Raw genomic sequence first — 22,659 nt, 5'->3', positions numbered from 1 at the left:
TCGCTCCCGGTTACTTGAAGTAGTGGCTGGCGGGCATCGGCGGCGGCGCATCGGGCGCGCCGGCCGAGGCCCGCGCCGGCGCTTCTTTCGATTCCTTTTCGAGGCAGTAGCCAAGCCCGCGCACGGTCACGATGCGCACGCCACCCGCTTCGAGCTTCTTGCGCAGCCGGTGGACGTAGACCTCGATCGCATTGTTGCTGACTTCCTCGCCCCATTCGCACAGGTGATCGACGAGCTGCTCTTTCGAGACGAGCCGTCCGAGCCGCTGCAGCAGCACTTCGAGCACGCCGAGCTCGCGTGCCGAAAGGTCGAGCACCTGGTCGTTGATGCGCGCGACGCGCCCCACCTGGTCGAACGAAAGCGCGCCGTGGCGCACGACGGTCGGGCCGCCGCCTGCGCCACGCCGCGTGAGCGCGCGCACGCGCGCCTCGAGCTCGTTGAGCGCGAAGGGCTTGGCCATGTAGTCGTCGGCGCCGAGGTCGAGGCCTTTCACGCGCTCGTCGACGCTGTCGGCGGCGGTGAGGATCAGCACGGGCAGGTTGGAATTGCGCGCGCGCAAACGGCGCAGCACTTCGAGGCCCGGCATTTTCGGCAGGCCCAGATCGAGGATCAGCAAGTCGAACGACTGCATCGACAAGGCCGTATCGGCGTCCACGCCGCTACGCACGTGATCGACGGCATAGCCCGATTGGCGGAGTGATCGGACAAGGCCGTCCGCGAGTATGCTGTCGTCTTCGGCAATGAGGATTCGCATGTTGCGCCAGCGTCGCCTTCGAGGCTTCTGGAGCCTCGTAGCCCGCGCCGCGCCGCGCCCTTGAGGGCGCGGCCAGTCGACGCGCGGCGGTCTCCCGAAATTCGCGGTTCGGGTTAGCCGGAAAGGCTTGCCAAAACCACTGTTTTTTTATACAGTATCTGCGTTCGTGCGCACCAGCCCGAATAGGGCGTGCACATGGTCACGAGACGCCGTTCATCATAGCAAAGGACGATTCATGGAAGATAGCAAGAAAGGCTCGGCTGGGCTGACTGCTGAAAAGAGCAAGGCGCTGGCCGCCGCGCTCGCGCAGATCGAAAAGCAGTTCGGCAAGGGGTCGATCATGCGACTCGGCGACGGCGACGCGGTCGAGGACATCCAGGTGGTCTCCACCGGTTCGCTCGGCCTCGACATCGCGCTCGGCGTGGGCGGCCTGCCGCGCGGCCGTGTGGTCGAGATCTACGGTCCGGAATCGTCGGGCAAGACCACGCTCACGCTCCAGGTGATCGCCGAAATGCAGAAGCTCGGCGGCACGGCGGCGTTCATCGACGCGGAACACGCGCTCGACGTGCAATACGCCTCCAAGCTCGGCGTGAACGTGCCGGAACTGCTCATCTCGCAACCGGACACGGGCGAGCAGGCGCTCGAAATCGCGGACGCACTCGTGCGCTCGGGCTCGATCGACATGATCGTGATCGACTCGGTTGCGGCGCTCGTGCCGAAGGCGGAAATCGAAGGCGAGATGGGCGACTCGCTGCCGGGTCTGCAGGCGCGTCTGATGTCGCAGGCGCTGCGCAAGCTCACCGGCACGATCAAGAAGACGAACTGCATGGTGATCTTCATCAACCAGATCCGCATGAAGATTGGCGTGATGTTCGGCAATCCGGAAACCACCACGGGCGGCAACGCGCTCAAGTTCTACGCGTCGGTGCGTCTGGACATTCGCCGTATCGGTTCGATCAAGAAAAACGATGAAGTGATCGGCAGCGAAACGCGCGTGAAGGTCGTGAAGAACAAGGTCTCGCCGCCGTTCCGCGAGGCCGTGTTCGATATTCTTTATGGCGAGGGCATTTCGCGTCAGGGCGAAATCATCGACCTCGGCGTGCAGGCCAAGATCGTCGACAAGGCGGGCGCGTGGTACAGCTATAACGGCGAGCGCATTGGCCAGGGCAAGGACAACGCCCGCGAATTTCTGCGTGAGAACGCGGACATCGCCCGCGAAATCGAAAACCGCATCCGCGAATCGCTCGGCGTGAGCACCATGCCCGACGGCGTCAACGACGACGGCGAAGTCGAGATCGCCGACGAAGAATAAGCCCTCGTAGATAAGGCGAGCTGATGCGCAAGGGCGGGTCCGCTTCGGCGTCGGTGGCGTCTCCAGCGTCTTCCGCGTCTTCTTCGTCCTCGCCGTCTGGCGAGCGGACGGACTTGCGCGTAGGTTCGCCTGCAGATCGGGGCGCTGAGAGGCGCTCCGCTGCGAAGCCCGCCGAGTCGCCCATGAGCATTTCAAGCCGCGGCGCCCGAGCGGGCGAGCACGGTTTTGCGCATTCTGGCGCGGCGTGCTCCTCGCCCGCCGATCTCAGCGAAGAGGGGGGCGCGGTTTTCGAGGTGCCGTTCGAAGCATTCTTTGGCGCGGCTGTTGAAGCGTCGCCGAACGTGTCCGCCGATCCTTTATTCGAAGCTGCGCAGTCGAGGAAGCGGTATCGAACATCCATTGCCGAGTCCGACGAGTCCGCCATACCGAAAGCGGACCGCTACGAGCGCAGTTCCGCCACACGCGCCGCACGAGAAAGCGCGCACGAAAAATCGTCGGCGGCAAAGCAGTGCCCCGAGCGCTCCCTGAAGGGCCGCGCGCTCGGCTATCTTTCGCGCCGCGAATACAGCCGCGCCGAGCTCTCCCGCAAGCTCATGCCGTACACCGAAGACGCTGACGCGCTCGAAGCGCTGCTCGATTCGCTCGAGCGCGAGGGTTGGCTCTCCGACGTTCGCTTCGCCGAAAGTGTCGTGCACCGTCGCGCGGCGCGCGTGGGATCGGGGCGCATCGTCAGCGAGCTCAAGCGCCACGCGGTAGGCGACGCGCTCATCGAAGAACTGAGCACGCAATTGCGCGAGACCGAGCTCGTGCGCGCCCGCGCCGTCTGGCAGAAGAAGTACGGCCAGTTGCCAGAAACGCCTGCGGAACGCGCGCGCCAGGCGCGCTTTCTCGCGGCGCGCGGCTTTTCGATGTCGATCATCGGCAAGATCCTCAAGGGTTTCGAGGAAGGCTGCTCCGATTCCTGAGCCGGCCGTCCAGGAAATCGCCACATGCGGGCTTGCGCGCAAGCCCGCATGTAAACCCTTGTAGGGCCTGTGTATTCGCGGCTGTCTCAAATACCCGGTATGTTAAAATCGCCGGGTTTTCCAATCCGGTCTTACCTTCAGCATGCCGCTTCCCACGCCCGTGCGCCGCCAGTTGCGCCATCAGCGCGCCATCCGGGCGGTTGCCTACGAGCGCGAAGACGGCCTGTGGGACATCGACGCGTGCCTGACCGATCACAAGCCACGCGACGTGCCGCTCGCCGCCGGTGTCCGGCCCAATGGTCTGCCGATCCATGAACTCTGGCTGCGCATTACGATCGATCGCAAGCTCAACGTCGTCGACGCCGAAGCGTCGTCCGACTGGGTGCCTTATGACGGTCAGTGCCAGAACGCTCAACCCGCCTATCGGGCCCTTATCGGGCTCAATCTCCTCCAGAACTTCCGCCGCGAAGCGGGCCGGCTCCTCGCCGGCACGGCTGGCTGCACGCATCTCACAGAAATGTTGGGCGTACTGCCGACGGTCGCGATCCAGGCATTCGTTGGAGAAGTGTGGGACGCATCGAATGGCTCGCCGGGCGAAGAGCCCGGACCGGAACTCGGCAAGACCGCCGGAGGCAACGAGTCCGTCGGCGAAAAGCCGCCCTTCCAGCTCGGCCGCTGCCACGCGCTGCGGTTCGACGGGGAGGCGGTGAAGCAGTTTTATCCGCGTTGGTATGGCCATGTGCCGCGTTCAATAGAGCGCGGCGCACAAGCCACCAGCGTGCGCGACAGCCGTGGCCCGGGCCAGGAGGGCAGGGCCGACGCCGTCGCGCATGAATAAGAACAGCGGAATCGAAGTTCACTCCAACTCTCAGACTGAAGGAATCACGCATGAAGATTCATGAGTACCAGGGTAAGGAAATCCTGCGGAAATTCGGAGTCGCGGTCCCGCGCGGCAAGCCGGTGTTTTCGGTGGATGACGCGGTCAAGGCCGCTGAAGAGCTGGGCGGTCCGGTTTGGGTCGTCAAGGCGCAGATCCACGCGGGCGGCCGCGGCAAGGGCGGCGGCGTGAAGGTCGCGAAGTCGCTCGAGCAGGTCCGCGAGTACGCGAACCAGATCCTCGGCATGCAGCTCGTCACGCACCAGACCGGTCCGGAAGGCCAGAAGGTCAACCGTCTGCTGATCGAAGAAGGCGCTGACATCAAGAAGGAACTGTATGTCGGCCTCGTGATCGACCGTGTTTCGCAGAAGGTCGTCGTCATGGCGTCGAGCGAAGGCGGCATGGACATCGAAGAAGTCGCGGCCAGGACGCCGGAAGCGATCCACAAGGTCGCCGTCGATCCGGCAACGGGCCTGAAGGACGCCGAAGCGGACGATCTCGCCCGCAAGATCGGCGTGCCGGAAGCGTCGATTCCGCAAGCCCGCGCGATCCTGCAAGGCCTGTACAAGGCAACGTGGGAAACCGATGCATCGCTCGCCGAAATCAACCCGCTCATCCTGACCGGCGACGGCAAGGTCATCGCGCTCGACGCGAAGTTCAACTTCGACTCCAACGCGCTGTTCCGCCACCCGGACATCGTCGCTTACCGCGACCTGGACGAAGAAGATCCGGCTGAAATCGAAGCCTCGAAGTTCGACCTTGCGTACATTTCGCTCGACGGCAACATCGGCTGTCTGGTGAACGGCGCGGGCCTCGCCATGGCGACGATGGACACCATCAAGCTGTTCGGCGGCGAGCCGGCGAACTTCCTCGACGTCGGCGGCGGCGCCACGACCGAGAAGGTCACCGAAGCGTTCAAGCTCATGCTCAAGAACCCGGGCCTGAAGGCGATCCTCGTCAACATCTTCGGCGGCATCATGCGCTGCGACGTGATCGCGGAAGGCGTGATCGCCGGTTCGAAGGCCGTGAACCTGAACGTGCCGCTCGTCGTGCGCATGAAGGGCACGAACGAGGACCTCGGCAAGAAGATGCTGGCCGAATCGGGCCTCCCGATCATTTCGGCAGACAGCATGGAAGAGGCCGCGCAGAAGGTCGTCGCGGCTGCCGAAGGCAAGTAATTTTCACCGGATACGAATGGCGTGGCGACGGCGCGAAAGCTGCGGCTGACGCGACGCGCAGCGCCAAGCGAACAGAGGTCAATACATGTCGATTCTGATCAACAAAGACACCAAGGTCATCACGCAGGGCATCACCGGCAAGACCGGGCAGTTCCACACGCGCGCCTGCCGTGAATACGCCAACGGCCGCGAAGCGTTCGTCGCGGGCGTGAACCCGAAGAAGGCCGGCGAGGACTTCGAGGGCATTCCCATCTACGCGAACGTGCGCGAGGCGAAGGACGCCACCGGCGCGACCGTTTCGGTTATCTACGTGCCGCCCGCAGGCGCCGCCGCCGCGATCTGGGAAGCCGTCGAGGCCGATCTCGATCTCGCGATCTGCATCACGGAAGGCATTCCCGTGCGCGACATGATCGAAGTGAAGGACCGTATGCGCCGCGAAGGCCGCAAGACGCTGCTCCTCGGCCCGAACTGCCCCGGCACGATCACGCCGGACGAGCTGAAGATCGGCATCATGCCGGGTCACATCCACCGCAAGGGCCGTATCGGCGTCGTGTCGCGCTCGGGCACGCTGACGTACGAAGCCGTGGCGCAGCTCACCGCGCTCGGCCTCGGCCAGTCGTCGGCGGTCGGTATCGGCGGCGACCCGATCAACGGTCTGAAGCACATCGACGTCATGAAGATGTTCAACGACGATCCGGACACGGACGCCGTCATCATGATCGGCGAGATCGGCGGTCCGGACGAAGCGAACGCCGCTTACTGGATCAAGGACAACATGAAGAAGCCGGTGGTCGGCTTCATCGCGGGCGTCACGGCGCCTCCGGGCAAGCGCATGGGCCACGCCGGCGCGCTGATCGCGGGCGGTGCGGACACGGCCGACGCGAAGCTGGAAATCATGGACGGCTGCGGCATCAAGGTGACGCGCAATCCGTCGGAAATGGGCCGTCTGCTGAAGTCGGTGCTGTAAATTCGAAATTCGCTGGCTCTCGCGCATCACGTAAGCGCGAGCGGCCAGCGATTTTTGCTATGCTTGCGGAATCCTTTCACGAGGTTTCCGAACACAGAGCGAGGAAGCCAGTCATGGCTTCCTCGCTTTTTTATTTGGCTCGCTGCCAGAGCCGCCGATCCTGAGTCCCCGTCTTCATGCTCGAATTTTTCGCGTCGCTCCACTGGGGCGCTGTCATCCAGATCATCGTCATCGACATCCTGCTCGGCGGCGACAACGCCGTGGTAATCGCGCTCGCCTGCCGCGACCTGCCTTCGCAGCAGCGACTGCGCGGCATCCTCTGGGGCACCGCGGGGGCGATCGCGTTGCGCGTGGTGCTGATCGCTTTTGCCGTGGTGCTGCTCAACGTGCCGTTCCTGAAGTTCGCGGGCGGCCTGCTGCTGCTGTGGATCGGCGTGCGCCTTCTCGCGCCCGCGCATCTCGAGCACGCCAACGTGAAGCCCGCCGACAAGCTGATCGGCGCGATCAAAACGATCATCGTCGCCGACGCGGTGATGAGCCTCGACAACGTCGTGGCGATCGCGGGCGCGGCCGAAGCCGCCGATCCCCGCCATCGCATCGCGCTCGTGATCTTCGGGCTGATGGTGAGCATTCCGCTCATCGTCTGGGGGAGCCAGCTCGTGCTCAGGTTGCTCGACCGGTATCCGCTGATCGTGACGCTCGGCGCAGGGCTGCTCGGCTGGATCGCCGGCGGGCTCATCGTCAACGACCCCGCCGGCGACCGCTGGCCGATGCTCGACACGCCCGTGGCCGAGTACGGCATGTGCGTGGCGGGGGCGGTGTTCGTCGTCGTGCTCGGGCATCTGCTCAGGCGGCGCAACGCGCGGCGCGCGCAGGCGCAAGGGCCGCAATCGCACTGAGACAGATCGGCTCTGCCGGCGGGCCTATGCCATTTGGCCGACTGCCGCGCAAGCAGGGCCGCCGATACGATCAAGACGCCTGTTCACGGTTGTGAGCGGGCGTTTCTTGTTTCAGGAGCTCTGACGATGATCGTATCCGTACTTCCTTCGAGCCCGTTGGCGTTTGGCGGCTCGACTTCCCCGAGCGCGTGTTTCGCTGGCTTCGCGCGCTTTACGCGCTTCGCTCGCCGCTGGACTTCTCGCGGCTTCACGCTGATCGAGCTGATGATCGTGCTCGCGATCGTCGGCGTGATCGCCGCTTATGCGATCCCCGCGTACCAGGACTATCTCGCCCGCAGCCGCGTGGGCGAGGGCCTCTCGCTCGCGGCTTCGGCGCGGCTCGCCGTAGCGGAGAACGCCGCGAGCGGCAACGCGTTCGGCGCGGGTTACACGGTGCCGCCTTCCACCCGCAACGTGGAGTCGCTGCACATCGACGACGCGACCGGGCAGATCACGGTCGCATTCACGTCGCGCGTGTCGCCCGAAGGCAGCAACACGATCGTGCTCGTGCCCTCGGTGCCCGACAGCGCGGAAGCACCCACCGCGCGCGTCGCGCTCGCGCGGGGCAGCGTGCAGGGCGGTACGCTCACGTGGGAGTGCTTCGCATCGGGCAAGACCGCTTCGTCGCTTGGCGCGCCAGGCGCTGGACCGGCGCCTGCGGACGCCGCGACGCTGCCGGCCAATCTCGCGCCGCCGGAGTGCCGCGCCTGACCGTTGCATTCGAGGCACGCGTCCAGGATCGCGGTGCCTCGGTGCGAGAGCAACAGCGCGCCTGTTCGTGCAGCGGATGCATCGCCGGCGCGAGCGAGAAATTGCGCTGGTCGCGCCGCTCGCGCCATACGAGCGAGTGCGGCCCAAACGGCCGTACCCGCACAGCGGGGAAAAAGTTTTGTATAGTGCCCCGTTGCTGATGCCCCCCGCCCAACTCATGCCCTCCAATTTTGCGCGTTACCTTACGTTCGTCTTGCTGGCCCTCGCGTTGACGCTGCCCTATGCCGTCGTCAACCACACGTATCCGATTCCTACGTTCTACTCGGAATTCGTCGCGCTAGCGCTTTATTTGCTGCTCGGCGCCTCTGCGCTGGCACTCGTGCGCCCAGCGCGCATGGGCGGAGGCTTCGCGTCGCCCACGGTCGCGCTCGTGCCCCTCCTCTTCGGCCTGCTCCTGATCGTCCAGACGTTCGCGCTGCCGCTCGCGCAGCCTTCGATGAACTGGCTCGGCGCGGGCTATCTGCTCGCCGCTTTCGTGGCGGTGCATGCGGGCTACACCATCACTCGCGCGCGTCTCATGCGGGCGGCGCTCGTATGGGGCGCGTTCGCGCTGCAGATCGGCGGCCTCTTTGCCGTGTTCAGCCAGGTCATCCAGCTCTTACATCTCGAAACGAAGGTCACGCCGCTCGTCGTCGCCTATAACGTGACGGTCGATCGCCGGCCATTCGGCAACATGGCGCAGGCCAATCACCTTGCCACCTACATCGCCTTTGCCATGGCGGGCGCGATGTATCTCGTGCAAACGCGGCGGCTGAACGTCCTGCTGTGGGGCGTGCTGACCGCGATCTACGCGGGCGGCCTCGCGCTCACGGTGTCGCGCGGGCCGTGGCTGCAGGTGGGCGTGATTTTTGTCGCGGGCGTGTGGATCGCGCTCACGGGCTGTCGCAGCGAGGAAGGCGAGGGGCGCGGCGGCGCCGGTCAAGGCGGTGCGGCCGGGATGCGTGTCGGCGGCCTGCGCGCCTGGATCGTCCCGGTCGCGCTTTTGGTGCTCTTTGTCGGCATGAACGCGTTCGTGCGCTGGGCCAACATTCGCTACAACCTTCAACTCGACCAGTCGGCGGCCGACCGCTTCAAGGACGCAAGCCAGATCGCGCCGCGCATTGCGCTGTGGCGCTACGGCTGGACGATGTTCAAGTCGCATCCGGTGCTCGGCGTCGGCTGGGGCGATTTCCCGATCCATCAGTTCGAGCTCGTGCGTTTGCTCGGCGGCGTAGAGATCGCCAACAACGCGCACGATATCTTCATCGATCTGCTCGCCAAAACCGGCCTCGCCGGCGTGGCGATCGTCGTGCTCGGGCTCGTCGCCTGGTTCGTGCGTGCGCTGCGTGCGCCGCATACCGCCGAGCGCGTGTTCGGCTTCATGCTGATCGGCGTGCTCGTCATGCATGCGCTCGTCGAATACCCGCAGCAGTACATGTTCTTCCTGCTGCCCGCGATGTTCGTGTTCGGCCTGCTGGAGACGAAGCCGCTGCGAGCCGTGCCGCCGCGCCTGTCGCTTGGCGTCTATGCGGTGGTCGCGTTCGGCGGCATTGCGGCGTTGTACCCGGTGCTGCGCGACTACAACCGCGCCGAGGTGCTGTACTACGGTCAGCATCCCGCGCGCGATTACGCCGACGATCCCTCGCGTCTCTTCGGCGCGTGGGGCGACTACGGCATGGCAACGTTGCTGCCGATGAACGCCGCGAGCCTGTCGAGCAAGCTCTACGCGCACCAGCGCGCCATCGCCCTGCTGCCGGGAGAAACAGTGTTGCGCCGCTATGCGGTGTTGCAGGCGCTCAACGGCGACACGGCGGGCGCATTCGATACGGTCGAGCGCCTGCGCATTTTCGCAACGGAATTACATGACTGGCCGACCCAACTCGCCGCGCTTTACGGTTTGCTCGACGAGCAGGACACGCTGGCGGGGTTCAAGGCGCAGCTCGTCAAGAAATACGGGAAGGCGACGAAGTCGATCGAAGAGGACGACGGGGACGATTCCGACGACTGAGCCTCGCGGCTCACGCGGTGGCCGCCGCAGATACCGTGCCCTACCGGCGCGGCCCGCGCCGCGAGTCGGGTACTCAAAGCTCGGAGTATTTCGCGGCGGTTCCCTTCGCCTTCTCCACGGGATAGCGCTGAGCGTTCAGTTCGAGCTTTTCCGCGGCCGCACCGAGCAGATCGATACCCGCCGTGTGCGCGACCAGCAAAAGGTAGATGAACACGTCCGCGCATTCGTGCCTGAGGTGCGCGAGTTGCGCGGGATCGGCGAGCAGGGCGTCGATCTGCGCATCGGTCTTCCACTGAACCGTCTCGAGGAGCTCGCCGGCCTCGATGCTCGTCGAGACGATCAGGTTGCGCAACGTATGAAATTGCTTCCAGTCGCGGGCATCGCGGAATTCCAGCACCTGCTTTAGCAGCTCGTCGATCGTCATGGCCGTACCCTGAAGGAATCGTGTTGCCTCAACCCTGCGCCACCCAATCCCCCGACTTCCCGCCGTGCTTTTCCAGCACGCGCACATCGGTGATCGTCATGCCGCGGTCCACCGCCTTGCACATGTCGTAGACCGTCAGCAGGCCGACCTGCACGGCGGTCAGCGCTTCCATTTCCACGCCCGTGCGGCCGAGCGTTTCGACCTGCGCCGTGCAGTGCACGCCCGGCAGCGCTTCGTCGAGCGCGAAGTCGACTTTCACTCGCGTGATGGCGAGCGGATGGCACAGCGGAATCAGATCCGAGGTACGTTTCGCGCCCTGAATCGCGGCGATGCGCGCGACGCCGATCACATCGCCCTTCTTCGCGTGACCGTCGCGGATCAGCGCGAAGGTTTCCGGCAGCATGCGGATCGTGCCGCTCGCAAGCGCGATGCGCTTCGTTTCGGCCTTGCCGCCGACATCGACCATATGAGCGTCGCCGGCTGCGTCAAAATGGGTGAGTTCGGGCATGGTGGTCTCTTTCCTGAAGGATGCTTATCTTAGCAGCGCGGCGGGCGGCGCCCGGCGGGCTACAATCGGTCGGTCAGCGCGCGGCGGCGCGCAACGTGCCCGCGCCGCCGCGCCAGTGTCCCGCATTCGCCGATCCTGTCATCAATGCGTTTGAAACGGCTGCTTGCTGTCTGGTTGTGTGCGTCGCTCGCGGTCGAGCCGCAAGCGTACGCGCAGGCGTCGACCGCCTCCGTGCTCAACGTCGGCGGCTCGCCGGGTGCGACGTCGACGGCTCCCGCCATGTCCGTCACGGCTCCCACGGGCCTCGCTTCCAACGCGCCCGCGCTCGTCAACGGCCCGCTCGACGACGCGGCGGATCCCGTCGTCCCCGCCTCGATCGCTCAAGGCGTGTTCGGTACCTACGGCGGCGCGCAGAGCCGCTTTTCAGGCCAGGGTCAGTCCGCCGCGACCGGCGCCAGCAGCGGTGCGAGCAGTGGCGCAAACGGCAGCGCCAGCGCGCGCGCACCGGCCTGGATGCCGCAACTGCCCGATCTCGGCGACGGCTCCGGCGGCGCGCTCACGCCGCAGGCCGAGCGCCGCATCGGTGAGCGCGTGATGCGCGAGATTCGCCGCGACCCCGACTACATCGGCGACTGGCTCGTGCGCGATTACCTCAACTCGGTCGCCGCACGTCTTGCCGCGGCGGCAAGCGCGCAGTACATCGGCGGCTACCGGCCAGACTTCGATCTCTTCGCGATCCGCGACGGCCAGATCAACGCCTTTTCGCTGCCGGGCGGTTTCATCGGCGTGAACACGGGCCTCATCGTCGCCACGCAAACCGAATCGGAACTCGCCTCCGTGCTCGGTCACGAGATGGGCCACGTATTGCAGCGGCACATCGCGCGCATGCTTTCGCAGAACGAGCGCACCGGCCTCGCCGCGCTGGCGGGCGTGCTGTTCGGCATTCTCGCGGGCGTGCTCGCGCACAGCGGCGATCTTGGGGGGGCGATCGCGGTCGGCAGCCAGGCCTACGCCGTGGACAGCCAGTTGCGTTTTTCGCGCGCCGCCGAGCACGAAGCCGATCGCGTGGGCTTCCAGCTGCTCACGGGCGCGGGCTACGACCCATGGGGCATGGTGGCGTTCTTCGAGCGCCTGGAGCGTGACTCGATGGGCGACGCCGGCGTGCCGGCCTACGCGCGCACGCACCCGCTCAACGGCGAGCGCATCGCCGACATGCAGGACCGCGCGCGCCGCGCTGACTACCGCCAGCCGCGCCAGGCGCCCGAATACGGTTTCGTGCGGGCGCGCGTGCGTGTGCTCCAGGACCGCACGCGCGGCGACTACATCGACGAACTCTCGCGTCTGCGCTCGGAGCTCGACGAGCGCACGGCGCTCAACGTCGCCGCGAACTGGTACGGCATGGCCTACGCGCAGACGCTGCTCGAGCGCTACGACGACGCCACGGCGTCGCTTGCGAACGCTCGCGCGGCGTTCGCGCGATTCGAGGCTGCGGACGGCAGCAAGACGCGGAACTCGCCGAGTCTCGACGTGCTCGAGGTGGAGATCGCGCGCCGCTCGGGCCACGCCGACGACGCCGTGCGGCTCGGCGAGGCCGCGCACAAGGCGTGGCCCGCCTCGCACGCGGCCACCGATGCGCTGCTGCAGGCGCTGCTTGCGGCGCGCCGCTTCAAGGACGCGCAGGCGCTCGCGCGCACGGAGACGGAGTCCGAGCCGCAGCAGGGCACGTGGTGGCTCTATCTGGCGCAGGCGAGCGCGGGCTCGGGCGACACGCTCACGCAGCATCGCGCGATGGCCGAGAAGCTTGCGCTCGATGGCGCATGGCCCTCGGCCATCCGCCAGCTCAAGGAGGCGCGCGACATGAAGTCGGTGAGCTACTACGACCTGTCGACGATCGAGGCGCGCTTGCACGACTTCGAGGCGAGCTACAAGCAGGAACGCGAGGACGAGAAGGACGAGGGCCGCGGCTGAGCGCGTCCGCGCCTAGCCTTCGTGCGCAGGCGGTGCGGCGCGGCCGGCGCTGGCCGGGCTCGATACGAAGGAAAAATGCGCGGGTACGTCGGCGCGGCGAATCGGCTGCAGCGGCAGCGCGGCATCGGCGCGCCAGTGGAACGTGCCGCTGTGGGCGTCGTCGGCGAGCGTCGCGTGGTCGGAAAAGAGGTCGAGATCGTGATCGTGCAGCAGCGCCGCGCGCGGCGGCGTGCCTGCTTCGGCGAACACCACGCTGCCCGCTTCGTCGAGGTACGCGGCAGCGGGCTCGAACGGCTGGCCGGCCTGATCGGTGAGCGTCAGCGCGCCATCGCCGCCGCTTGCAAGCCGCACGATCCACGGCGTGTATTCGAGCTCGACGTACACGCGCTGCGGCCCGTTCTGGAAATACCATTGGCCGCGTTCGTCGCGTTCGTAATTGCGGTTGATGAAGCCGAGCAGCGCTTCGTGGCGGATCGGCGTGCCGGGCGCGTTCAGGGCCTGCGCGGCCTCGTCGCGCATGCGCCAGTTGCCGCGCGCGTCGAGCAGCAGCCAGCCTGTGCAATGGGGGACGTTGGGCCAGCGCGCGAGCGCCTGTTTGACGATGTCATCCATGAGAGACGAAAGGCGAGAGATAAGCGAACACGCGCTGCGAGAGCCAGTCGCTGCGGCCGGGGAACGGCCCCGTCATGAAGCCGACGTGACCGCCGTGCTCGGGCTGGTCGAGCTCGACGGCGGCGCTCACTTCGTGGCGCGCGGGCAGCGCATGGCCCGGCAGGAACGGATCGTTGCGCGCATTCAGTACCAACGTGGGAACGACGATTTCGCCGAGCATCGGCCGGGTCGTCGCCCGGGTCCAGTAGTCGTGGGCATTGCGAAAGCCGTGCAGCGGCGCGGTCACGACGTTGTCGAATTCGTACATCGTGCGGCTCGCGAGCACGGCTTCGCTGTCGAAGAGGCCCGGATACTGCTCGAGCTTCTGGAGCGCCTTGACCTTGAGCGTCTTGAGGAAGCTGCGCGTGTAGATCATGCCGAAGCCCTGCGCGAGCATCTCGCCGCCCGCGTGCACGTCGAGCGGCGCGGAAATCGCGGCCGCTGCGGTGACGATCGCGGCGTCCTCGCGGCGCTGCGCGAGCCAGTGCAGCAGCACGTTGCCGCCCAGCGAGACGCCCGCGACGACGAGCGGCCCCGCGTGGCGCGCCGCGAAGCGCTTGAGCACCCAGTCGACTTCGGCGGAATCCGCGAGATGGTAGAAGCGCGGCAGCAGGTTCAGCGGTCCGCTGCAGCTGCGAAAGTGCGGGATCGCGGCGTGCCACCCGCGCGCGTGCGCGGCGGCCGCGAGCGAGCGGGCATAGTGCGAGCTCGAGCCGCCCTCCAGACCGTGGAACAGTACGAAGAGCGGCGCATTGGGCCCGGCGTTCTTGCCGTCCACCCAGTCCACTTCGATGAAATCGCCATCGGGCGTATCCCAGCGCTCGCGTCGGTAAGCGGGCGAGGGCAGGCGCGAGAAGAGCGCCGGCACGATGGTCTGAATGTGCGCGCCGGGTAACCAGAACGGCGCGCGGTAGGTGGCGTCGAGCAGGGAGGCCTGGGCCTCCAGCGCAGCGGCGACGCGGTCCGCCGTGGTGGGCTTGCTGGTGTCGTCGCTCATGTTCATGACTGCCCCCTGCCGCTTGCTCGTCAGTGCAGCGCGCCCTGGCCGTGGCGCAGCCTGGCGGAGAACTGCGTGGCCGCATCGTCGGGCATGCGGCTCGCGTGAATGTGCGCGATGCGCCACTCGCCACGCTCGTGAACCATCACGTAAGTCGTGAAGACCATGGCGGGAATCGCGGCCGGATCGACCGGGCGATGGGCCTCCACGATCGCATAGACCACGGTGCCGAGGCTGTCGTACACGCGGATGTCGAGCGGCTCGATCGACACGGGCGCCGCTTCGAGCTGCGCGGTGAGGCCCGCGCGGATGTTCGGCAGGCCGTGCAGATGCGCGCCTTCCGCAGTGATGCAGCTCACGAATTCTTCATCGATCCACAGACCCATCAAGCCGTCGATGTTGACTTCGGCGACGGCCTGGTAATACGCGTTGAGGGTATCCGCGGCGGCTTCGAAGATGTGGGCAAAACGTGGCATGGCTCGTTGTTCTGGAGCGCCCGGTGATGCACTCGGCGTGTACCTGGGCGCGGGTTGGCGATGGGTCGGTTGCGGCGCCTCGCCGGGTTACCGGGCGTGCGCGCCGTGTTCTGGCGGGCGTCGTCGTGGCGCCTGCGCGAGACAGCGCTGTGGCGAGTCCGCGCCGCTCGCGCCTTAGCCTCTCAGACGCTATTGAGCGCGCGCAACGCGCGAGGCGTCCGTTGCGTGGCGCACATCCACAGCGCCGGCGACGCATTTTTCGAGCGGCGGATGCCGCGCCTGACGCTGCCTCGCGCAACCGGTTGCTACTGGCGCTGCCCGAGCAGCATGCCGCGCAGATCGCCGAAAACCTGCTCCGGGCTCAGTTCGCGCAGGCAGTTCAGATGCCCGAGCGGACACTCGCGCGCAAAGCAGGGACTACATTCGAGATGCAGCCATTGTACCTTTGCGAGCTCGGACAAGGGCGGCGTGTGGCGCGGATCCGTCGATCCGTAGAGCGCGACGAGCGGACGGCGCAGCGCGGCGGCCACATGCATCAGGCCCGAATCGTTGGTGACCACGGCGTTCGCGCGCGAGATCAGCGCGCACGCCTCGCCGAGCGCGGTCTGCCCGCACAGGTTGCGTACGTTCGAGGCGCGGTCGGCGATGGCCTGGGCGAGCGGGGCGTCTTTCGGCGAGCCGAGGGCGACGATCTGCGTGTACGGGAACGACTGGCCGACCATCTTCGCGAGCGCCGCGAAATGCTCGGGCGGCCAGCGCTTGGCGGGGCCGTATTCGGCGCCGGGGCAGAACACCAGCAGCGGCACGCGCGTATCGAGATTGAAGCGCGCCGACACGCGCGAGGCTTCGTTCGGATCCGATTCGAGGCGCGGCATCGGCAGATCGTCGGGGACGGTGGCGCCGGGCGCCCAGGCGAGCGCGGCGTAGTGCCTGACCATCGGCGGGCGCTCGTCTTTTGGCGGATTCGCGTGGCGCACGTTCAGGAGGCCGTAGCGGTTCTCCCCCGTGTAGCCGATGCGCAGCGGTATGTTCGCGAGCCATGGGATGAGCGCGGACTTGAGCGAATTGGGCAGCACGTAGGCCGCGTCGTAGCGCTCGGCGCGCAAGTCGCCGGCCAGTTGCCAGCGGCGCAGCAGTTGCAGCTTGCCGTGGCCGAGGTCGGTGGCGTAGACGTCGCGGATTTCGGGCATGCGCTCGAGCACGGGCGCAACCCAGGTCGGCGCGAGCGCATCGATCTGGATGCGCGGGTGCAGTTTCACGAGCCGCGAAAAAAGCGGCTGCGCCATCAGTGCGTCACCGATCCAGTTCGGTGCGATTACCAGCGCGCGGCGCATCGGGGGTCAGGGTCCGGAGTGGGTGAAGGTTGCGCGGGCAGCTTGCCTGTCGTGGGGCGACCAGGGGCGGCGCGCGAAACACGGTTAATTCAACGAGGCTCGACGTAGCGGTTGGCTCGACGTCCTGCCGGCGTGCCGACGGAACGAAGCGCCGTGCGGCGTGAGGCTTCGTGGCGATGTGCATGAAGCCCGCCGCGCGGCGCTGCGTTCAGCGCGGCGCGCGACGGGCAATGAAGCACGCAAAGTGCCGGACGGGCGAGGCGTTTCGCCCGGCGGCGATTCCGCCACGGACGAAAACCTGCGCAATCGCAGGCCTGCGCCGCCGGGGCGCGACCCGCTTCGCGTCAGTGGCCGTGGACGACTTCGCCCGCGCGCAGTTTGTAGCGCGTGCTGCAGTACGGGCAGCGCGCTTCGCCGTGCGTCACGTCGAGGAAGACGCGCGGGTGGTTGCTCCAGCGCGGCATCGACGGATTCGGGCAGTAAGCAGGCAGATCCTTGGCCGACAGTTCGACCAGCGGCATTTCCTTGATTTCGCTCATGAGGACGATTCTCTGTGTAGCTGTGGGGGCCGGGCGAGGGTACGCCGTAACCGTTTTTTCTAGACCTTCGCGAGCCAGTGCGCGTACTTCTCGCTCTTGCCGGAAACCACGTCGAAGAAGGCGGATTGCAGCTTCTCCGTGACGGGGCCGCGCGAGCCGCTGCCGATCGTGCGGTTGTCGAGCTCGCGGATCGGCGTGACTTCGGCGGCGGTGCCGGTGAAGAACGCTTCGTCGCAGGTGTAGACCTCGTCGCGCGTGATGCGCTTCTCGATCACGGGAATGCCCATGTCGCGCGCGAGCGTGATGACCGTGTCGCGCGTGATGCCGTCGAGGCACGACGCAAGATCCGGCGTATAGAGCTTGCCGTTGTTGACGAGGAAGAAGTTCTCGCCCGAACCTTCCGATACATAGCCGTCCACGTCGAGCAGCAGCGCTTCGTCATAGCCGTCGGTGGTCGCTTCCTGGTTCGCGAGGATCGAGTTCACGTACCAGCCCGAAGCCTTGGCGCGCACCATCGAAACGTTCACGTGGTGGCGCGTGAACGACGAAGTCTTCACGCGGATACCCTTCGCGAGGCCTTCTTCGCCGAGGTAGGCGCCCCACGGCCACGCGGCGATGGCCACGTGGATCGTATTGCCCTTGGCCGAAACGCCGAGCTTTTCCGAGCCGACCCAGATGATCGGGCGGATGTAGCACGACTCGAGCTTGTTCTCGCGCACGACTTCGAGCTGTGCACTGGCGAGGGTTTTCGCGTCGAACGGCACGTCCATCTGGAAGATCTTGGCCGAGTTGAGCAGGCGCTTCGTGTGCTCGGCGAGGCGGAAGATGGCGGTGCTGCCGTCGGCCGTCCTGTAGGCGCGCACGCCTTCGAAGACACCCATGCCGTAGTGCAGCGTGTGGGTCAGCACGTGAATGTTGGCGTCGCGCCAATCAATCAGCTTGCCGTCCATCCAGATCTTGCCGTCGCGGTCGGCCATTGACATACGATTCTCCAGGCGAGTGCAGTAATAATCGGACTGTGAAGCAGGGCTAGAAGCAGGGCTATACAGCGGACTTCGCCGCACGCCGTGCGGCTGCCATTGGCAAAGACGAGCATTTTAGCGTCATTTGGCGCATCCCAGCGCGCCCGCGGGCGCTTGCAGCGGGGTTTGCGGCTGATTTTAGGGTCGCTTCGCGAGGCTTTCCGCAGCGTGTCGTCCGCCTGCCGCCGATGCTGCGTCGCAGCAATTCTCGCCGGCGCCCGTCGGGCCCGCAGCGTTCTCCCAAATACGGGAGATTCGCTGCAGCACGTCTCAGATGGACCTGGCTATCAGCTAAAATACCGGTCTCGCAATTCGATGCCGGCTCGTGCCAGCGACGAGCAGCGACCCGGAGCAGCGACCGGAGACAGCGTCATCCCCGGACCCCGCGCCGTGCCGTTGAGCACGTCTTGCCGCGCCAAACGAGACCGCGGCGCCCGCATCGCCTTGCCACCGCCTTCCCACCATCAAGATGACATGTCCATGAACAAGGTTCTGCGTCTTTCCGATCTGATTTCCGAAGGCAAGCTCAAGGGCAAGCGCGTGTTCATTCGCGCCGACCTGAACGTGCCGCAGGACGACCACGGCAACATCACCGAAGACACCCGCGTGCGCGCCTCCGTGCCGGCCATCAAGGCCGCGCTCGACGCCGGCGCGGCCGTCATGGTCACCTCCCACCTGGGCCGCCCGACCGAAGGCGACTTCAAGCCCGAAGACTCGCTCGCGCCGGTCGCGAAGCGCCTCGCCGAACTGCTCGGCCGCGACGTGCCGCTGGTCGCGAACTGGGTCGAGAACGGCGTGAACGTCGAGCCCGGCAACGTGGTCCTGCTCGAGAATTGCCGCGTGAACAAGGGTGAGAAGAAGAATTCGGACGAGCTTTCGCAGAAGATGGCGAAGCTCTGCGATATCTACGTGAACGATGCGTTCGGCACCGCGCACCGCGCCGAGGCCACGACATACGGCATCGCGAAGTACGCGCCCGTCGCCTGCGCGGGTCCGCTGCTTGCCGCCGAACTCGACGCGCTCGGCAAGGCGCTCGGCGCGCCCAAGCGCCCGCTCGTGGCGATCGTGGCGGGCTCGAAGGTTTCGACCAAGCTCACCATCCTCAAGTCGCTGGCCGAGAAGGTCGACCAGCTGATCGTGGGCGGCGGCATCGCCAACACGTTCATGCTCGCGGCGGGCCTGAAGATCGGCAAGTCGCTTGCCGAAGCCGATCTCGTCGACGAAGCCAGGGCCATCATCGAAGCGGCGCGCGCGCGCGGCGCCTCGGTGCCGATCCCGACCGACGTGGTGACGGCCAAGGAGTTCGCACCGACGGCCAAGGCCGAAACGAAGAACGTGGCCGACGTTGCCGACGACGACATGATTCTCGACATCGGCCCGGTCACGGCCCACGCGCTCGCCGCACAGCTCGCGCAGGCCGGCACGATCGTGTGGAACGGCCCGGTCGGCGTGTTCGAATTCGACCAGTTCGGCAACGGCACGAAGACGCTCGCGGACGCCATCGCCAGCTCGGGGGCGTTCTCGATCGCCGGCGGCGGCGACACCCTCGCGGCCATCGGGAAGTACAACATCCACGACAAGGTCAGCTACATCTCGACCGGCGGCGGCGCTTTCCTCGAGTTCCTCGAAGGCAGGAAGCTGCCGGCCGTCGAAGTGCTCGAAACGCGGGCGGCTGGTTAAGTGGCGCCGCGCCCCCCGGCCGGGAAGCTGGCGAAGGCGGCCACGAGCAAGCTTTCTCGTGCGAGCGCACAGAAGTCGCGCGGCGCAGCCGGGGCAGCAGCCAAACAGAAGGGGCGCGCGGCGCCCCATGCAGGCACGGCGCGGGCGGACGCGACGCCCGCCGCCGTTACCGGACATGTTGCAAACAAGGCGGCGACGCAGTCGAGTGCTGAATCGACAGCCGCTGATCCGGCAGGGCGCGCAGCCATGCCCGAAGCCAACACAAGAAACGCCGCGGCGGCTCACGCGAGTTCCGCGGCGCCCTCCAAGAAAGCGACGCCGGGTACACCCGGTGCGCGTTCCGGTGCGTCCGCAAGCGCGGCGCAACCGGCCAGCACCTCTCGCAGCAACGGTTTTCCCAGCGATCCTTTCCAGACGAGGAGACTCATGCATCGCGCCACCAAGATTGTCGCCACCATTGGTCCGGCTTCCAGCACGCCGGACATCCTGCAGAAAATGATCCGCGCAGGACTGGACGTGGTGCGCCTCAACTTCTCGCACGGCACCGCCGACGACCACCGTCAGCGCGCTGAAATGGTGCGGAAGTGCGCCCGCCAGGCCGGCCGCGAAGTCGCGATCATGGCCGACCTGCAAGGCCCGAAGATTCGCGTCGGCAAGTTCGAGAACGGCAAGACGACGCTCGAGCCGGGCCAGCCGTTCATCCTCGACGCCGAATGCGAGCTCGGCAACGACGAGCGCGTCGGTCTCGACTACAAGGACTTGCCGCGCGACCTCAAGCCGGGCGATGTGCTGCTGCTCAACGACGGCCTGATCGTGCTCGACGTCGCACGCGTGATCGGCAGCGAGATCCACACGGTCGTGCGCGTGGGCGGCGACCTGTCGAACAACAAGGGCATCAACCGCCAGGGCGGCGGCCTCACGGCGCCCGCGCTCACCGCGAAGGACATGGAGGACATCCGCACGGCCATGTCGCTCGGGGCGGACTACGTCGCCGTGTCGTTCCCGAAGAACGCCACCGACATGGAAATGGCGCGCCAGCTCGCGAATATCGCGGGCGCGCCGTATGGCATCAAGCCGAAGATGATCGCGAAGATCGAGCGCGCCGAGGCGATTCCGGCGCTGCAGGAGATTCTCGATTCGTCGGACGGCATCATGGTCGCGCGCGGCGACCTCGCCGTGGAAGTGGGCAACGCCGCGGTGCCGGCGCTGCAAAAGCGCATGATCCGCATGGCGCGCGACTCGCACAAGCTCGTCATCACGGCCACGCAGATGATGGAGTCGATGATCCACGCGCCCGTGCCCACGCGCGCCGAGGTCTCGGACGTCGCCAACGCCGTGCTCGACGGCACCGACGCCGTCATGCTCTCGGCCGAATCGGCGGCGGGCAAGTACCCGGTGCAGACCATCGAGGCGATGGCCGCGATCTGTCTGGAAGCCGAAAAGTCGGAGCAGTCCGAACTCGACAAGGACTTCCTCGACCGCACCTTCACCCGCATCGACCAGTCGATCGCCATGGGCGCGCTCTTCACGGCCTATCACCTGGGCGCCAAGGCGATCGTCGCGCTGACCGAATCGGGCTCGACCGCGCTCTGGATGTCGCGCCACTGGACCCATGTGCCGATCTTCGCGCTCACGCCGCGCGAGGGCAGCGAGCGCGCGATGTCGCTCTACCGCAATGTCACGCCGCTGCATCTCGATACCAGCACCGACCGCGACACGGCGCTCCAGCAAGCGGTGGAAGTGGTGGTGAGCAAGGGCTATGCGTCGCGCGGCGACATGATCGTGCTGACCGTGGGCGAGCCGATGGGCCAGCCGGGTGGCACGAACACGCTGAAGATCGTGCGCGTAGGCGATGTGCTGTAAATCCGCGACGATTTTTTTTCGGTTTTTTCGCGATTCCCGAAAAATAAATGCCGCTGGCGCGGGCTGATATCGCATTGGTATCGGGCGTGCGCCAGATCGGCGCGATTTAAGTGCCGTTTCCCCGTCATTGCAGTTCGTACGCAGCAAAAAGCAGCGTACGGGCTGTCAACGCTTTTCTCGTCTCCGCCCGGTTTTGACGTTCTGATACGCCAATTTCATGCCAGTTGCGTAGCCGGTGCCGGGAACGGACCTGCTTCGCGATAAAATCTCGCCATCGAGCCCGCAGCGAGCATGCGGGCGGCGGTGCCAAACCGCCCTCGACCGGCTGCGCAGACAGCCGGCGGCACGAAGCAATTCGTTTCAAATCAAAGGAGTAGCACTTATGCCTCTCGTTTCAATGCGTCAACTGCTCGACCATGCAGCCGAAAACGGCTATGGCCTGCCGGCGTTCAACGTGAACAACCTGGAGCAGGTCCAGGCGATCATGGAAGCCGCGAACCAGGTCGGCGCGCCGGTGATCATGCAGGCTTCGGCGGGCGCGCGCAAATATGCGGGCGAGCCCTTCCTGCGCCACCTGATCGAAGCCGCGGTCGAGTCGTATCCGCATATTCCGGTCGTGATGCACCAGGACCACGGCCAGTCGCCGGCGGTCTGCATGGCGGCGATCCGCAGCGGTTTCACGAGCGTCATGATGGACGGCTCGCTCGAAGCCGACGGCAAGACGGTCGCTTCGTACGAGTACAACGTCGAAGTGTCGAGGAAGGTCGTCGAAATGGCGCACTCGATCGGCGTGACCGTGGAAGCGGAACTGGGCGTGCTCGGCTCGCTGGAAACGATGAAGGGCGACAAGGAAGACGGCCACGGCGCCGAAGGCACGATGACGCGCGAGCAACTGCTCACCGACCCCGAGCAGGCCGCCGACTTCGTGAAGCTCACGCAGGCCGACGCGCTGGCCATCGCCATCGGCACCTCGCACGGCGCCTACAAGTTCTCGAAGAAGCCCACGGGCGACATCCTGTCGATCCAGCGCATCAAGGAAATCCACGCGCGCATTCCGAACACGCACCTCGTGATGCACGGTTCGTCGTCGGTGCCGCAGGAACTGCTCGCGGAAATCCGCGAGTTCGGCGGCGACATGAAGGAAACCTACGGCGTGCCGGTCGAGGAAATCCAGGAAGGCATCCGCCACGGCGTGCGCAAGATCAACATCGACACGGACCTGCGTCTCGCGATCACGGGCGCGATCCGACGCTATATGTATCAGAACCCGTCGAAGTTCGACCCGCGCGATTACCTGAAGCCGGCCCGCGAAGCCGCGAAGAAGGTGTGCGTGGACCGCTACCTCGCGTTCGGCTGCGAAGGCCAGGCCGGCAAGATCAAGCCGGTCTCGCTCGACAAGATCGCCGAAAAGTACAAGTCGGGCGAACTCGCGCAGATCGTTCGCTAAG

21 protein-coding genes are annotated in these 22,659 nt (G+C 66.3%); 12 read left to right on the top strand and 9 right to left on the bottom strand.

The features are described from left to right. Positions 1-10 precede the first annotated feature (10 nt). On the bottom strand, positions 11-754 hold the full coding sequence (locus BLU17_RS08655; protein ID WP_091996312.1) for a response regulator transcription factor: 744 nt from the start codon (positions 752-754) through the stop codon (positions 11-13). A gap of 235 nt (positions 755-989) precedes the next feature. Between BLU17_RS08655 and recA the strand changes: the two genes are divergently transcribed. From recA to BLU17_RS08615, 8 genes are all read left to right on the top strand, one after another. Continuing rightward, positions 990-2,066 (top strand): recombinase RecA, encoded by a 1,077-nt coding sequence (gene recA / locus BLU17_RS08650; RefSeq protein ID WP_091996311.1) that lies wholly within the window; start codon positions 990-992, stop codon positions 2,064-2,066. A 182-nt stretch (positions 2,067-2,248) separates the two neighbouring features. Next, on the top strand, positions 2,249-3,031 hold the full coding sequence (gene recX / locus BLU17_RS08645; protein ID WP_091996310.1) for a recombination regulator RecX: 783 nt from the start codon (positions 2,249-2,251) through the stop codon (positions 3,029-3,031). A 142-nt stretch (positions 3,032-3,173) separates the two neighbouring features. After that, positions 3,174-3,869: a DUF2889 domain-containing protein gene (locus BLU17_RS08640; protein WP_091996309.1), complete on the top strand. Its 696-nt coding sequence runs from the start codon at positions 3,174-3,176 to the stop codon at positions 3,867-3,869. Positions 3,870-3,919: 50 nt separating this feature from the next. Next, positions 3,920-5,086 (top strand): ADP-forming succinate--CoA ligase subunit beta, encoded by a 1,167-nt coding sequence (gene sucC / locus BLU17_RS08635; RefSeq protein WP_091996308.1) that lies wholly within the window; start codon positions 3,920-3,922, stop codon positions 5,084-5,086. 85 nt (positions 5,087-5,171) lie between these two features. Continuing rightward, a complete protein-coding gene (sucD, locus tag BLU17_RS08630; RefSeq protein ID WP_091996307.1) occupies positions 5,172-6,053 on the top strand; it encodes a succinate--CoA ligase subunit alpha in 882 nt (293 codons plus the stop codon). A 176-nt stretch (positions 6,054-6,229) separates the two neighbouring features. Continuing rightward, on the top strand, positions 6,230-6,952 hold the full coding sequence (locus BLU17_RS08625) for a TerC family protein (RefSeq protein ID WP_091996306.1): 723 nt from the start codon (positions 6,230-6,232) through the stop codon (positions 6,950-6,952). A 129-nt stretch (positions 6,953-7,081) separates the two neighbouring features. Then, on the top strand, positions 7,082-7,702 hold the full coding sequence (locus BLU17_RS08620; RefSeq protein WP_425434075.1) for a pilin: 621 nt from the start codon (positions 7,082-7,084) through the stop codon (positions 7,700-7,702). Positions 7,703-7,919: 217 nt separating this feature from the next. Next, the gene (locus tag BLU17_RS08615) at positions 7,920-9,749 is read left to right on the top strand and encodes a PglL family O-oligosaccharyltransferase (protein ID WP_091996304.1); all 1,830 of its coding nucleotides are present in this window, start codon (positions 7,920-7,922) and stop codon (positions 9,747-9,749) included. Positions 9,750-9,822: 73 nt separating this feature from the next. Here the strand turns inward: BLU17_RS08615 and BLU17_RS08610 are convergent, their stop codons facing one another. Both BLU17_RS08610 and moaC read right to left on the bottom strand, forming a co-directional pair. Further along, complete coding sequence (locus BLU17_RS08610) at positions 9,823-10,173, bottom strand: nucleotide pyrophosphohydrolase (protein WP_091996303.1); 351 nt, start codon at positions 10,171-10,173, stop codon at positions 9,823-9,825. Between the two features lie 28 nt (positions 10,174-10,201). Beyond that, positions 10,202-10,681, bottom strand: coding sequence for a cyclic pyranopterin monophosphate synthase MoaC (gene moaC / locus BLU17_RS08605; RefSeq protein WP_091996302.1), 480 nt, complete (start codon positions 10,679-10,681; stop codon positions 10,202-10,204). 144 nt (positions 10,682-10,825) lie between these two features. Between moaC and BLU17_RS08600 the strand changes: the two genes are divergently transcribed. Continuing rightward, complete coding sequence (locus BLU17_RS08600; protein WP_091996301.1) at positions 10,826-12,649, top strand: M48 family metalloprotease; 1,824 nt, start codon at positions 10,826-10,828, stop codon at positions 12,647-12,649. Between the two features lie 12 nt (positions 12,650-12,661). On the opposite strand, the gene BLU17_RS08595 is transcribed toward BLU17_RS08600, so the two are convergent. From BLU17_RS08595 to BLU17_RS08570, 6 genes are all read right to left on the bottom strand, one after another. After that, positions 12,662-13,261 carry a DUF2946 family protein gene (locus BLU17_RS08595; RefSeq protein WP_091996300.1) on the bottom strand — a complete coding sequence of 200 codons (600 nt, stop codon included), beginning with the start codon at positions 13,259-13,261 and terminating at the stop codon, positions 12,662-12,664. Continuing rightward, entirely contained in the window at positions 13,254-14,297 is a 1,044-nt protein-coding gene (locus tag BLU17_RS08590; RefSeq protein WP_091996332.1) for a YheT family hydrolase, read from the bottom strand. Before BLU17_RS08590 ends, BLU17_RS08595 begins: the two co-directional genes overlap by 8 nt. Positions 14,298-14,326: 29 nt before the next feature. Further along, entirely contained in the window at positions 14,327-14,773 is a 447-nt protein-coding gene (locus BLU17_RS08585; RefSeq protein ID WP_091996299.1) for a nuclear transport factor 2 family protein, read from the bottom strand. A gap of 305 nt (positions 14,774-15,078) precedes the next feature. Continuing rightward, entirely contained in the window at positions 15,079-16,107 is a 1,029-nt protein-coding gene (gene waaF / locus BLU17_RS08580; RefSeq protein ID WP_091996298.1) for a lipopolysaccharide heptosyltransferase II, read from the bottom strand. A 344-nt stretch (positions 16,108-16,451) separates the two neighbouring features. Further along, positions 16,452-16,646 carry a zinc-finger domain-containing protein gene (locus BLU17_RS08575; protein WP_091996297.1) on the bottom strand — a complete coding sequence of 65 codons (195 nt, stop codon included), beginning with the start codon at positions 16,644-16,646 and terminating at the stop codon, positions 16,452-16,454. A gap of 59 nt (positions 16,647-16,705) precedes the next feature. Beyond that, the gene (locus BLU17_RS08570) at positions 16,706-17,629 is read right to left on the bottom strand and encodes a branched-chain amino acid transaminase (protein ID WP_091996296.1); all 924 of its coding nucleotides are present in this window, start codon (positions 17,627-17,629) and stop codon (positions 16,706-16,708) included. A 519-nt stretch (positions 17,630-18,148) separates the two neighbouring features. On the opposite strand from BLU17_RS08570, the gene BLU17_RS08565 reads away from it, so the two are divergent. The 3 genes from BLU17_RS08565 to fba all read left to right on the top strand — a co-directional run bounded on the left by BLU17_RS08565 (position 18,149) and on the right by fba (position 22,658). Further along, a complete protein-coding gene (locus tag BLU17_RS08565; RefSeq protein ID WP_091996295.1) occupies positions 18,149-19,348 on the top strand; it encodes a phosphoglycerate kinase in 1,200 nt (399 codons plus the stop codon). A gap of 426 nt (positions 19,349-19,774) precedes the next feature. After that, complete coding sequence (gene pyk, locus BLU17_RS08560) at positions 19,775-21,211, top strand: pyruvate kinase (protein WP_091996294.1); 1,437 nt, start codon at positions 19,775-19,777, stop codon at positions 21,209-21,211. A gap of 382 nt (positions 21,212-21,593) precedes the next feature. Beyond that, positions 21,594-22,658: a class II fructose-bisphosphate aldolase gene (fba, locus tag BLU17_RS08555; RefSeq protein ID WP_091996293.1), complete on the top strand. Its 1,065-nt coding sequence runs from the start codon at positions 21,594-21,596 to the stop codon at positions 22,656-22,658. Position 22,659: the final 1 nt, after the last annotated feature.

Source organism: Paraburkholderia lycopersici (assembly GCF_900096975.1).
In the GTDB taxonomy this organism is placed as follows: Bacteria; Pseudomonadota; Gammaproteobacteria; order Burkholderiales; family Burkholderiaceae; genus Paraburkholderia; species Paraburkholderia lycopersici.
The sequence above is the reverse complement of the archived record's forward strand: the minus strand, read 5'-3'. Positions and strand labels throughout refer to the sequence as shown.

Excerpts from the sequence above, each read along its gene's own strand:
- BLU17_RS08655 (WP_091996312.1), bottom strand. The coding sequence starts at position 754 with ATGCGAATCCTCATTGCCGAAGACGACAGCATACTCGCGGACGGCCTT.
- recA (WP_091996311.1), top strand. The coding sequence starts at position 990 with ATGGAAGATAGCAAGAAAGGCTCGGCTGGGCTGACTGCTGAAAAGAGC.
- recX (WP_091996310.1), top strand. The coding sequence starts at position 2,249 with ATGAGCATTTCAAGCCGCGGCGCCCGAGCGGGCGAGCACGGTTTTGCG.
- BLU17_RS08640 (WP_091996309.1), top strand. The coding sequence starts at position 3,174 with ATGCCGCTTCCCACGCCCGTGCGCCGCCAGTTGCGCCATCAGCGCGCC.
- sucC (WP_091996308.1), top strand. The coding sequence starts at position 3,920 with ATGAAGATTCATGAGTACCAGGGTAAGGAAATCCTGCGGAAATTCGGA.
- sucD (WP_091996307.1), top strand. The coding sequence starts at position 5,172 with ATGTCGATTCTGATCAACAAAGACACCAAGGTCATCACGCAGGGCATC.
- BLU17_RS08625 (WP_091996306.1), top strand. The coding sequence starts at position 6,230 with ATGCTCGAATTTTTCGCGTCGCTCCACTGGGGCGCTGTCATCCAGATC.
- BLU17_RS08615 (WP_091996304.1), top strand. The coding sequence starts at position 7,920 with ATGCCCTCCAATTTTGCGCGTTACCTTACGTTCGTCTTGCTGGCCCTC.
- BLU17_RS08610 (WP_091996303.1), bottom strand. The coding sequence starts at position 10,173 with ATGACGATCGACGAGCTGCTAAAGCAGGTGCTGGAATTCCGCGATGCC.
- moaC (WP_091996302.1), bottom strand. The coding sequence starts at position 10,681 with ATGCCCGAACTCACCCATTTTGACGCAGCCGGCGACGCTCATATGGTC.
- BLU17_RS08600 (WP_091996301.1), top strand. The coding sequence starts at position 10,826 with ATGCGTTTGAAACGGCTGCTTGCTGTCTGGTTGTGTGCGTCGCTCGCG.
- BLU17_RS08595 (WP_091996300.1), bottom strand. The coding sequence starts at position 13,261 with ATGGATGACATCGTCAAACAGGCGCTCGCGCGCTGGCCCAACGTCCCC.
- BLU17_RS08590 (WP_091996332.1), bottom strand. The coding sequence starts at position 14,297 with ATGAGCGACGACACCAGCAAGCCCACCACGGCGGACCGCGTCGCCGCT.
- BLU17_RS08585 (WP_091996299.1), bottom strand. The coding sequence starts at position 14,773 with ATGCCACGTTTTGCCCACATCTTCGAAGCCGCCGCGGATACCCTCAAC.
- waaF (WP_091996298.1), bottom strand. The coding sequence starts at position 16,107 with ATGCGCCGCGCGCTGGTAATCGCACCGAACTGGATCGGTGACGCACTG.
- BLU17_RS08575 (WP_091996297.1), bottom strand. The coding sequence starts at position 16,646 with ATGAGCGAAATCAAGGAAATGCCGCTGGTCGAACTGTCGGCCAAGGAT.
- BLU17_RS08570 (WP_091996296.1), bottom strand. The coding sequence starts at position 17,629 with ATGTCAATGGCCGACCGCGACGGCAAGATCTGGATGGACGGCAAGCTG.
- BLU17_RS08565 (WP_091996295.1), top strand. The coding sequence starts at position 18,149 with ATGAACAAGGTTCTGCGTCTTTCCGATCTGATTTCCGAAGGCAAGCTC.
- pyk (WP_091996294.1), top strand. The coding sequence starts at position 19,775 with ATGCATCGCGCCACCAAGATTGTCGCCACCATTGGTCCGGCTTCCAGC.
- fba (WP_091996293.1), top strand. The coding sequence starts at position 21,594 with ATGCCTCTCGTTTCAATGCGTCAACTGCTCGACCATGCAGCCGAAAAC.